Below are 9,980 nucleotides of genomic sequence, written 5' to 3'. Positions count from 1 at the left end.
AAAAACTAGACTACTCATCATTAACGAGTAGTCTTACCAGTTTAAGCTTAATTTAGTATTATCGCTGTCACGGAGGCGGCGGGAACTTCTAAGCGAAGCGTGTTGCTCGAGAGGATTGCTCCAACCAGAGGCTGTGGTGCAACGGTATGGGGGCTCATCGCCGTGTTATGGGCATCCAGAGTACTTGCCGTCAGTGTGCGGCCTGTCACGGAGGCAAAGTCAGTGCCGAGGTTCACCGTGAGCAACTGCGCCTCTGTCGGGTGGAGGTTGCAGAGCGTGAGCAGCACACTGCCATCGGCGGCCTTGGACGCGGAGGCATGGAGCGCGGGAAGCGTCTTGCCCTCCAGGGTGTACTCGCTGCAGCTTAGGTGTAGCGGGATATGGAGCGCATCCTGGTGGCCTTTGTACATCTCAAAGACATGCCACGTCGGGGTTTTAATCAGCGTCGGGCCATCGGTGAGGAGCACGGCTTGCAAGACATTGATGGTCTGCGCCAGATTTGCCATGTGTACCCGCTCGGCGTGGCTATGGAACAGATGCAAGTGAATCCCCGCGACCAGCGCGTCTCTGAGGGTGTTCTGCTGGTAGAGAAAGCCGGGGTTCGTGCCGGGCTCGACATCAAACCACGTGCCCCACTCATCCACGATCAGCCCGATCTTGCGCTGGGGGTCGTAGTGGTCCATCAGGGCACCGTGGCGCTCCAAAAGCTCACCCATCTTGAACGTCCGCTGGAGCGTGTCAAACCAGGCAGCCTCACCAAAGCCCGTGGCGGGGCCTTTCTCGTTCCAGTTGGTGGTGTAGTAGTGAAGCGAGAGCCCCTGCATCATGTGGTGTGGGGTGTTCTTGAGTAGTGCTTCCGTCCAGTGGTAGTCGTCCACATTAGCACCGCAGGCGATCTTATAGAGCCGGTTGCCACCGTAGTTGCGGCAGTACGTGGCGTAGCGACGGAACTCATCGGCATAGAACTCAGGGCGCATGTTGCCGCCACAGCCCCAGCTCTCATTGCCGACGCCCCAGTACTTGACATTCCATGGCGTCTCTCGGCCATTGGCCCGCCGCTCGTCGGCGCGGGGCGAGATGCCATCGAAGTTGACGTACTCCACCCACTCGGCCAGCTCTTGCACGGTGCCGCTGCCCACATTGCCGCAGATATAGGCCTCAGTCTCTAGCCGCTCACAAAGATCCAAGAACTCATGCGTGCCAAAGTGATTGTTCTCGGTGACCCCGCCCCAGTTGGTGTTGACCATGCTCGGGCGGCTCTCACGGGGACCGATCCCATCGCGCCAGTGGTACTCATCAGCAAAGCAGCCGCCAGGCCAGCGCAGGTTGGGAATCTGGATCTCTTTAAGGGCCTCGATCACATCCTCACGAAAGGTATCGTCGGCGTTCCAAAAGCCCCCGTAGATGCAGCGGCCCAGGTGCTCAGAGAAGTGACCGTAGATATGCCGGGAGATCGTGGTGACAGCTTCGTCGGGATGGAGAGAGAGCGTGTTCATGGCGGGAATTATACCCTCAGAAAAATCGGTTGCACTAAACATTGCAATTCGGTTATACTGGCGGCGGTTGGTATTGGTTCACTGTTTGATCTCAATGTCTATCTGGCCAAGGAGGCCAGTTTCCATGAAGAACATTTCCTACTCCTCTCCTCGGAGAGCCTTTACGCTGATTGAACTTCTCGTCGTGATCGCGATTATCGCGATTCTCGCCGCTATTCTCTTCCCTGTTTTTGCTCAGGCTCGTGAAAAAGCCCGCCAGAGTGTCTGTTTGTCTAACTTGAAGCAGATTGGCACCGCCATGATGATGTATGTCCAAGACTACGATGAGACATTCCCCTCACAGTCGTATGATGGCACCAGCTATGCTGCCTTGGGAGGGCAGCCCGTAGATGGTATGCCTGTAGTGGGCTCCGGGATCGTCAACTCGTTTGGCTGGAACTACAAAGACCGGGTTTTGCCCTATACGAAAAACGAGCAGATCTGGCTCTGTCCCACCAATATCCCCAATGGTACTCTAAGAACAGCGGCTCCTAATATTGGCTATCACTTTAACGGGAATGTCTTTCTGCCACAGGGACTCGCCCTCGCGTCTATAGTGGCACCTGCAAATCTCTACATCGGACGGGAGAGCGGCAAAGGCTTTGTCTTTAACCGTGCCTACCTGCGCCCGATTCCTGGCCGCTGTGACGACGTGATTGCCTACGAAGTCAACCCGGCCAACTACATGCCCCACTCAAAAGGCTACAACCTCCCCTTCGCCGATGGCCATGCGAAGTGGTACCGCTCGGGTGGAACCAAAGCCTTGGCACACTTTCCTAAGGACGAAGACAGTAGTGTTCTAAGGAATCCCGGCGTGGCTTACTGTACGCCGTAAACAATAGAGTAAAAACGATGAAAATTTGCATCTTTGCATTGATCGTCTCCGGAGCAGCAGGTAATGCCGCACCTGCGACCCTAAATGGCGGCGCTGCTGTGGGCCCGGATGGTAAGCCGCTCACCGGGGCTGGGAAGTAAAGATAAGAATAAGAGCCGGGGGCAAGTTGCCCCCGACTTTATTTTTTAAGAACCATCTCAGCGCTCTCTTTGAGAGCGGTGGCATCAGCGCTGAAGCCTAGGCGCTCTAGCTCAGCAGCAAGCGCTTTGAGCTGGTCACTGAGCTTGGTAGCGTCTTCTTCTGAGGCAATGATGACATCGCCGGTGCGTGTTTCACCTGTGGGTAAAGGCCGATTGTCGCGATCCTTGGGCGTAGCGCTCCAGTGGTAGGTCTTGCCGCGCAGAAGTGCCGCCGCAACCCGCCACTCCTCACGCCGGAGCTGGGTCTTGACCACGGACTTTCCGCTGGCATCGGTGAGCTCAACAGCGTAGTGGTGCGCACGAGCGGCGGGCTTCCAGGTAATCGTGGGATGAACGGAGAGCGAGCGACTCCCGCCTTTGTTCAGAGTGAGTGTGCCTGGGTCTAGGAGACGCTCTCCTGCGAGCGACTTGGCCTGTGCAGAAGGCGCAGGAGCTTTCCGAAGTGCCTGTACTTGTTTCTCCAGAGCGGCGATCTTGCCCTGATCCTGCGCCAAGCGTCGCTCATAGGCAGCCTGAATGACCGCGACACTTCCCGCAGGCTTTGGCGCCGATTCAGCCACTGCCGGGGCAGGCGTTGGCGTGACGCGAGACGGGGCACGGCGGGAGAGCGTGCCGTAGATCGCGCCCAGCCCCAGTGCATTGACTCCCAGAAAGAGCGAGGCAATCAGCAGTGTCGGGCGGGGACGAGCCACCGTCTCCGAAGGCTTTACCGGAGCACGACGCGGTGTTTTAGGCGGAGGGGGAGCGATTTTTTCAGGCATAGGAACAGGCTCGGGAGCGCGGGGCACTTCCAGCGGAGGCGCGACAGAAAGGCGAAGAGGCGGCGGGGAGTCCAGCGTCTCAGGCTCCTCTTTCACCTGCGTCATTACCAGTGCGGGAGAGGGAGCAGAAGGAAGCGTGTTGGCAAGTTGCTGGAGCATCTGAAAGTCTTGCCGACACTGCAAACAAGCCTCTAAGTGCGCTTCAATCGGGCTCTTCTCCCGTAGGTTTGCGCGCTCCTCGACATAGCCTAGGAGAAGCTCGTCGCTGGGATGTGGTGTGAACCCGACAACACTGCGATAAAACATCGAGACTGTCTTAAGCTCGTTCATGACGGGTGACCTTGCCCCCAGAGCTGAAGCTGGGTCTGGATCTGGTAGCGTGCACTCTGCCGGTGGTGACGAACACTCTCGGGTGTGAGCTTGACCAGCTCTGCGAGGCGCTCATCATCGCAGGGGAGCTCGCGCAACAAGAGCGGGAACGAGCGTATCCCGATCTCCAGCGCCTGGGCTAGCTCCGCCTCCGAGACAATTCCCTGCTCCGTGAGGAGCAAGAGTAGACTCTTGCCCTCCTCGTTGCGTGCTCCGAGCACCAGGATCAGGCGCTGGCGAACCGGAAGTGTCTGAAGCTCCTCCCAGAGCTGGCGTAGCAGATAGACCGCCTCAATTTTCTCCGCGAGCAACAAGCGCTCATCTACCGAAGCCAAGACAGGCTGAGGAACTTCATTGAGCGCCGCCACCACGGAGACCAGTGGCATTACCGGAACCAGATGGCCCATTCCCCTCAGCAAGCGCTCCAGAAGCTTGGGGAGGTAGTCGGCGGCCTGGAGATCTAGCCCCTGTAGGAAGGGGCGAGCCAGCGCGACGGGCTCGGCCTGCAGGCGACTCCAGCGGGGGCTGCCTATCTGTCGCCGTGCTTTCTGCATCCCCGTGAGAAGAAGGCCACTAGGATCTTTTCGGAGCTGAAACCGGTCGGCACAGTTGCGGAGAACATAAAGAATAAGAAGCTGAAGCTGCCGCCTTCTAGGGTTGCGCTCATTGAGCTGCTGCGCCGCAAACTCGTAGGCCACCGACTCCGTCAGGCGCTCCAGATCGGGGAGCGGGGCTCCTTGTTCGGGAAGCAGGCTGAGGCACTGGTGAAGCCTGCCTTGGGCCTCTTGCTTCAGAGCGCTCTCCCGAATCCCCTGGGTCTCCAGCGTGCGCTCCAAGTGCGGCACCAGAAGCTGCTCTAGCTGGATGAGGCTACGCCGGGCGGTTTTTGTGTCTTGCGCTTCCAGAAAGCGTGCCACTAGACGTTGCCGTTGCCACTGCCTCCGATCCCAAATCATTGCCATCGTGGACATTGTACCAAATCACTAAAGTGCGGCGGATTTTATGGCTTGGAGCGTCGTGACGAGCTTTTCTAGCGCCTCGGGGCCGTCTTCAGGCCGCCAGGCAGGGACATGGACAAAGGCGCAGGGGAACGCAAGAGCCGCATGGAGCGCTTGATAGGCGAGGTGGTTACACAAAAATGAGCCTGCCGAGAGGCTTACCTGCACCGGCAACGGGGTCTTGCTCTCCAAAGCCAGCGCGACTTGTCCGACATTGAGGCTGGCAAAGTAGGCATCCGGGCCACCGGGCACGATCGCCACATCGCGCGGTTGCTCCCCTAGGTTATCGGGGAGCCGGTAGTCGTCCCAGTTGATCGCCACTTTCTCGAGGCGCACCGTCTGCGGCTCACGGCCCGCCTCGCCTAGCATGAGCCAGAGCTTCGGCGGCTCAGGAAGCGCCACGAGAGCCGCCTGCGCCGCACTCCACGCCTGCGCACGCGCCACCGGCAAGACCACCAGAGAGATCTCCGGGTCGCACACTGCCCAGCGCAGTGCCGCCTGCTGGGAGCCATTGACCGTGGAGCTACCAAAAGGCTCAAACGCCGTGACAAAGACCATCCGAAGAGCTACTTACCCATCGCCTTGACATTCGCGAGGCAGCGCTCGATTCCCTCAAGCGCGGGCAAGGCATCGTCTTCATACTCGACGATGTACCACTCGGTGTTGCCGTTGGTCTCGCACTCGGTGAAGATCTCTGCAAAGGGAACATCGCCATCCCCGACCGGTGGGGCGTAGGAGTCGTTGGCAATATCATAGTCTTTGAGGTGGATCGTGAGGGCGCGACCGGGGTAGCGGGTCAGAAAGTCCAGCGCCTTGCCCGACGAGCCGCCATGAAGCGCATTGCCGGTATCGAACTGCATCACGATCTCTTTGTTGGTGTTGCCAAAGAACGTGTCCCAGGGCAGCTCCCCGCCTTCGGTAAACGGCTTGAACTCCGTGTGATGGTTGTGGTAGCCCGTCACCATGCCGTGCGGCGCAAGCTTTGCGCTAATCTCATTGAACACTTTGGCCGTTTCGAGCCACGCCTCTGTAGAGCTGGTCCACTTGGAGGCTAAACCGGGGACGATCAGAAATTTATTGCCTAGGGTCTTGTGGAAGGCCACCGATGCCTCAAAGTTCTCCCCAAGGAGCGTGTCAATTCCCACGTGGGCACCCGCGCACTTCAGGCCATGCTCGTCGAGGAGCGCCTTCAAAGTCGCTGCATCGTTGCCGTACCAGCCGGCAAACTCTACGCCCTCGTAGCCCATCGCCTTGATCTTCGCCAGCGTCCCCGCCAGGTCTTTCTCACACTCGTGGCGCACCGAGTAGAGCTGCACTGCAATTGGAATTCTAGTCATGCTCTCTGGTTCGACGGTGTGCCAAGGATTTCCTGCCCGGAGCTCTTTGTGTTATCGGGGCTTGAGATGCTTGTCGAAAAAGCCGGTGACAATCGGACGTAAGTCCATGGCGAGGGGCTTTTTGTTCCAGGTTTGCAGATCAAATGTATGGCCTGCGCCAGGGACGACAATCAGCTGGTGCTCTAGCTTGAGTTCCGTGAGGCGCTTGTCTAAGTCGCGGGACTGGTCAATGTCCACCGTGGTGTCTTTATCGCCGTGGAGAATCAGAGTCGGCGGGATGCCGCGCCTCAGGTGCGTGATGGGCGAGGCGAGGGCGCGGTCGGCATCAGAGATCGTGGGCTTGTTGCCAAAGACAGCATCCGAGGGCACACGTTTTTCCAGCGGCGTGCCGTCGGGGGAGATCTGCTTGCGGCTACGAATATCGGAAATGCCGTAGAGATCCACCACGGCCTGAACGCGGCTAGAGACTCCAGGATAGGGCATAGGCGGCTCCAGCTCTTTAATGCCATCGGTGACGCCCAGCACGAGCGCCAGATGTCCCCCTGCCGAGCCACCGATCACCCCAATATGATTGACATCAATGCCTAGTTTCTCCGCGTTGGCCCGAAGATAACGAACCGCGTTCTTACAGTCCCAGACATTGGTCGGCCAGCGTTCGGCCTTATCCAGACGGTAGTCAATGCTCACACAGACATAGCCCGCCTTAGCCAGAGTCGTGCCGATATTAAGCTCCCGCCCCGCGGACTTGCTGCCACCTGTCCAGCCGCCCCCGTGGATAATCACCACACCCGGCGAGCGCGTTCCCGGCGCACGGTTTGGCGGCAGATAGAGGTCGAGCTTCTCTTTCCGATCCGGCGTGAGAAACGCGACCTCGCGCTGAATGACGACATCCTGATAGCTCATGCCGTCATTGTACCGCTAGATATCGAAGCGGAAGTCGGTAAAGCTCTGCTTGGAGCCATCCTTGAAGGTGATGGTTCCCGAGCCGTCCCGATCCCAGGTGATGGTCGCGGGGAGCAGCTCCGACGAGCCCATGACGATCCCTGTGCCAGTGCCCTCTGCGGTGTAGTTGAGCTCGATATTGAAGAGCTTGTCGTTGTTGTAGCGCACTTTTGTCGTGCCGTCACTCCTGTACTCACTATCGTAGTAGCGCACGTTGCCCTGCGCATCACGGAAGCCATTCTTGGCGACAGTCACCCCGTCGATACTGGAGATCACCATGCTATAGGGGCCACGCGCCGGATGGGTTCCCTGGACATCGTAGCGCAGACCAGTGCTATCGAGAATCACGCTGGAGGTGGCGCTGTAGCCCTTATGTGGCCCGGCAGTGATCTCGATAGTCGAGCCCTTCGAGTACTGTCCCTGCTCTCCGGGCGTGTAGAAGTCGCGCACCTTCCCCGCCGGTTGGGTCAGCGCGGAGTCGCTGAAGAAGTCCTCGCCTCCTTCGACCGGAAGGACCCAGAGCTCATAGAACTCGTTGTAGACCGCTAAGCTTTCTGAGCGTGTTGATCGTGATGTGCCTGATACAGCGCCTTGGCTCTGTTGCTTTGAGGCGAAGCCTTGCTCAACAGCCGCCACAATCTCTTGCTTCGTGACACGCGTTCCGGCAGGGGGGGACGAAACACTTCCCCCACCGCCACAGCCTGCCAAGAGCGTGAGAGAAGCGGCAGCTCCCAGTAAGATTTTTAGGCATTTCATAAGAAACCCCCTTAGTTATCTGCCAAGATAATCGCGCCCAGATCCTGGCCGACACCCGGATCACCCACTGCGACAGCCGTGCGAATCTGTCCCGCCGTCAGGGTTACCGAGCCGCTATCAATGGCAACGGTCTTGGTGCCTGCGGGGGTGATGCGAACACGGTAGGTGCCTGCGGGGACATTGAGGTAGCTGGAAGCTCCCTTAAAAGGCACGTTGGAGAAATTGGGCGTGGCGCTGGCGAGGCTTGCGGTTGGAGCGGTGACATAGATATCCACATTTCCCGCACCCGGAGCGGAGTGCACAAGACGCAGCTTGATATTGCCTGCGGTGGGTGGGGTATTGTTGTCGGTCAAGACAAGGGGCTCGATACTGGCGAGGCGACCGGTTGCCAGAACCGTGGTGTCGGTGTTATTCAACAGTGTGAGATTGGCATTGATCACCGTCGTGGAGGTTCCGGCGGCATTGACCTTGACATTGCGTGTCCCTGCAAACACCCCCAGGTAGGGCGAGCTGGCCTTGTAGGGGACGCTGCTAAGCTCACGAACATCGTCTATCAGGACATCAACCTGAGGCGCATTGGGCGAGGCATGAACGACACGAAGTCGTGGTGAGGTGCCACTGGAGCTAGAGCCACAGCCGACAAGGGCTAGGGCAAGGGTGGATAAACAAGCAATCGTAACGAGGGGACGCATGGTGCATCTTCCTTTCGGTTTTTTTATTTAACGTGAGGTCAGAGAGTGGTGGGCAGTTAGCAATGCAGGCTGTCTTCGAAAGAGAAGCCCCAGTCCAAGACAGAGCATCATCTGGCACCAGAGAAGTGTTTCCATCGCCTCAGAATGGAAGCACATGAGAGAGATCAGGACTACCGCCACGGTAAGCCCTGCAGCGATCGGCCCTCCTTGGAACCGAGCACGTAGCTGCCAGCTATAAAAAAGTGGCAAGAAGCCTAAGATCGGCAGCAACATCCCCCGGTGAACCATGAGGTAGTCTGTGACCAGCAGCGAGAGCGTCTGCTGGATAAGCGGACTCTTACAGGTGGTCCCAGCGAGATAAAGCTCACAAAACGCGAGGAGTAGGTGTCCTAGCACAGGCAGCCCCACGCAGGCCAGCGTGAAACGAAGAGCCATTACCGACGAGCCCGCTCTGCCCTGCGGAGAGCCTAGCCATGCTCGCTTTAGCCGCTCCGCAATGGGGTTAGGTGCTCCAAATCTTCGGAGGGCTTCTTTCTGAGCCTCTTCACGAGAGAGACCTCGCGCTTGCTGATCAGAAATAAGAAACTCAAGATGCTCACGAAGCTCCGTAATATGCAGAGCCTGAACTTCCTTGGGAAGATGCTTCACAAGTCGCTCCAGATAGATCTGGAGCACTTTACTATCCGATAAAGGAACTGCATTAAGCCATTTGGACACCTGGATTACCTCTTAGTATCTTATCCATAGCACGCTTAAAGTTCTCCCACTCTTGTGTTCGTCTTTCGTGCTCTTTTAAACCCAAATCGGTGATGGTATAGGTCTTCCGGGCAGGGCCACTTCCCTGAACCTCCCATGACCCCACGATAAAACCCGCGTTTTCGAGAGTTCGCAATGCGGGATAGAGCGCCCCTTCCCCCACCTGAAAGAGCTCTTCACTCAGCCCTTCAATGGCACGAGCGATTCCATAGCCATGGTTAGGAGCACTAACCAGAACGGCGAGAATCAGGGTCAGGGTGTCGCTTTTAGCGCTATCTTTACTAGATTTCATGAGCTTCATGCATTCATTTCAATTGTACATCTATTCTTGATGTATGTCAATACAAATTGAGAATTTAATATCGTGACTCATAACAGACGAAAAAAAGAGTGCGTTCCCTAAAACTTAGGAAACACACTCTTTTGGGGAGCCTGGAGAGACGACGCGCTACTTCAGAAAGATCTCGATCACCGGAACCGTCACATTGGGCTTCTGGATCGGGAGGCGCAGGGCTAGCGACGCTCGCTTGTTGTCCCCCGAAAAATCGTGCTGCCAGGGCTCGATATCTTTCATGAGAACTTCCGACGCATCATTAAGAAGCTGGGCGTACTCGACACGTGCCGGATCGAGGCCATCGAGATAGAGCTGACCGAAGGGCCAGGCGAGCACGTGGACATAGAGCCGGTTGGTAGTGGGGTTGTAGGTGTAGCGGCAGTCTTGAGGAGCAGCGCCAAACTCAGCAGGAGCCTGGGTGCAGCCGTAGATCGAGCGCGAGTGGCGCTTCATCCACTCGCCCAT

At 57.8% G+C, this 9,980-nt stretch carries 12 protein-coding genes and 1 pseudogene; 2 read left to right on the top strand and 11 right to left on the bottom strand.

All coding sequences use genetic code 11. The features are described 5' to 3' along the window. Positions 1-47: 47 nt before the first annotated feature. Positions 48-1,496 (bottom strand): alpha-N-arabinofuranosidase, encoded by a 1,449-nt coding sequence (locus tag AC1XOS_RS15385; RefSeq protein ID WP_481963107.1) that lies wholly within the window; start codon positions 1,494-1,496, stop codon positions 48-50. A 124-nt stretch (positions 1,497-1,620) separates the two neighbouring features. Between AC1XOS_RS15385 and AC1XOS_RS15380 the strand changes: the two genes are divergently transcribed. Then, on the top strand, positions 1,621-2,370 hold the full coding sequence (locus AC1XOS_RS15380; RefSeq protein WP_481963106.1) for a type II secretion system protein: 750 nt from the start codon (positions 1,621-1,623) through the stop codon (positions 2,368-2,370). 17 nt (positions 2,371-2,387) lie between these two features. Beyond that, the gene (locus AC1XOS_RS15375; protein WP_481963105.1) at positions 2,388-2,510 is read left to right on the top strand and encodes a hypothetical protein; all 123 of its coding nucleotides are present in this window, start codon (positions 2,388-2,390) and stop codon (positions 2,508-2,510) included. A gap of 38 nt (positions 2,511-2,548) precedes the next feature. Here the strand turns inward: AC1XOS_RS15375 and AC1XOS_RS15370 are convergent, their stop codons facing one another. The 10 genes and pseudogenes from AC1XOS_RS15370 to AC1XOS_RS15325 form a co-directional block, all read right to left on the bottom strand. Continuing rightward, the gene (locus tag AC1XOS_RS15370) at positions 2,549-3,661 is read right to left on the bottom strand and encodes an anti-sigma factor (RefSeq protein ID WP_481963104.1); all 1,113 of its coding nucleotides are present in this window, start codon (positions 3,659-3,661) and stop codon (positions 2,549-2,551) included. After that, complete coding sequence (locus AC1XOS_RS15365; RefSeq protein ID WP_481963103.1) at positions 3,658-4,662, bottom strand: hypothetical protein; 1,005 nt, start codon at positions 4,660-4,662, stop codon at positions 3,658-3,660. The genes AC1XOS_RS15370 and AC1XOS_RS15365 overlap by 4 nt, the downstream gene beginning before the upstream one ends. Positions 4,663-4,683: 21 nt before the next feature. Further along, complete coding sequence (locus AC1XOS_RS15360; protein ID WP_481963102.1) at positions 4,684-5,256, bottom strand: pyroglutamyl-peptidase I; 573 nt, start codon at positions 5,254-5,256, stop codon at positions 4,684-4,686. Between the two features lie 8 nt (positions 5,257-5,264). Then, on the bottom strand, positions 5,265-6,035 hold the full coding sequence (locus AC1XOS_RS15355) for a sugar phosphate isomerase/epimerase family protein (RefSeq protein WP_481963101.1): 771 nt from the start codon (positions 6,033-6,035) through the stop codon (positions 5,265-5,267). Positions 6,036-6,086: 51 nt separating this feature from the next. After that, positions 6,087-6,938: an alpha/beta fold hydrolase gene (locus AC1XOS_RS15350; RefSeq protein ID WP_481963100.1), complete on the bottom strand. Its 852-nt coding sequence runs from the start codon at positions 6,936-6,938 to the stop codon at positions 6,087-6,089. 15 nt (positions 6,939-6,953) lie between these two features. Further along, positions 6,954-7,733 carry a hypothetical protein gene (locus AC1XOS_RS15345; RefSeq protein WP_481963099.1) on the bottom strand — a complete coding sequence of 260 codons (780 nt, stop codon included), beginning with the start codon at positions 7,731-7,733 and terminating at the stop codon, positions 6,954-6,956. An 11-nt stretch (positions 7,734-7,744) separates the two neighbouring features. Continuing rightward, on the bottom strand, positions 7,745-8,425 hold the full coding sequence (locus AC1XOS_RS15340; protein ID WP_481963098.1) for a DUF4397 domain-containing protein: 681 nt from the start codon (positions 8,423-8,425) through the stop codon (positions 7,745-7,747). 27 nt (positions 8,426-8,452) lie between these two features. Then, positions 8,453-9,100 carry a permease prefix domain 1-containing protein gene (locus AC1XOS_RS15335; protein ID WP_481963097.1) on the bottom strand — a complete coding sequence of 216 codons (648 nt, stop codon included), beginning with the start codon at positions 9,098-9,100 and terminating at the stop codon, positions 8,453-8,455. A gap of 25 nt (positions 9,101-9,125) precedes the next feature. Next, entirely contained in the window at positions 9,126-9,482 is a 357-nt protein-coding gene (locus AC1XOS_RS15330) for a PadR family transcriptional regulator (RefSeq protein ID WP_481963096.1), read from the bottom strand. A 147-nt stretch (positions 9,483-9,629) separates the two neighbouring features. Then, positions 9,630-9,980: pseudogene (locus AC1XOS_RS15325) on the bottom strand (alpha-L-fucosidase); the annotation flags it as partial.

The organism is Armatimonas sp. (assembly GCF_964826245.1).
The sequence above is the reverse complement of the archived record's forward strand: the minus strand, read 5'-3'. Positions and strand labels throughout refer to the sequence as shown.

Bases quoted from the DNA above. Each gene is read 5' to 3' on its own strand.
- AC1XOS_RS15385 (WP_481963107.1), bottom strand. From the start codon at position 1,496: ATGAACACGCTCTCTCTCCATCCCGACGAAGCTGTCACCACGATCTCC.
- AC1XOS_RS15380 (WP_481963106.1), top strand. From the start codon at position 1,621: ATGAAGAACATTTCCTACTCCTCTCCTCGGAGAGCCTTTACGCTGATT.
- AC1XOS_RS15375 (WP_481963105.1), top strand. From the start codon at position 2,388: ATGAAAATTTGCATCTTTGCATTGATCGTCTCCGGAGCAGCAGGTAAT.
- AC1XOS_RS15370 (WP_481963104.1), bottom strand. From the start codon at position 3,661: ATGAACGAGCTTAAGACAGTCTCGATGTTTTATCGCAGTGTTGTCGGG.
- AC1XOS_RS15365 (WP_481963103.1), bottom strand. From the start codon at position 4,662: ATGGCAATGATTTGGGATCGGAGGCAGTGGCAACGGCAACGTCTAGTG.
- AC1XOS_RS15360 (WP_481963102.1), bottom strand. From the start codon at position 5,256: ATGGTCTTTGTCACGGCGTTTGAGCCTTTTGGTAGCTCCACGGTCAAT.
- AC1XOS_RS15355 (WP_481963101.1), bottom strand. From the start codon at position 6,035: ATGACTAGAATTCCAATTGCAGTGCAGCTCTACTCGGTGCGCCACGAG.
- AC1XOS_RS15350 (WP_481963100.1), bottom strand. From the start codon at position 6,938: ATGAGCTATCAGGATGTCGTCATTCAGCGCGAGGTCGCGTTTCTCACG.
- AC1XOS_RS15345 (WP_481963099.1), bottom strand. From the start codon at position 7,733: ATGAAATGCCTAAAAATCTTACTGGGAGCTGCCGCTTCTCTCACGCTC.
- AC1XOS_RS15340 (WP_481963098.1), bottom strand. From the start codon at position 8,425: ATGCGTCCCCTCGTTACGATTGCTTGTTTATCCACCCTTGCCCTAGCC.
- AC1XOS_RS15330 (WP_481963096.1), bottom strand. From the start codon at position 9,482: ATGAAGCTCATGAAATCTAGTAAAGATAGCGCTAAAAGCGACACCCTG.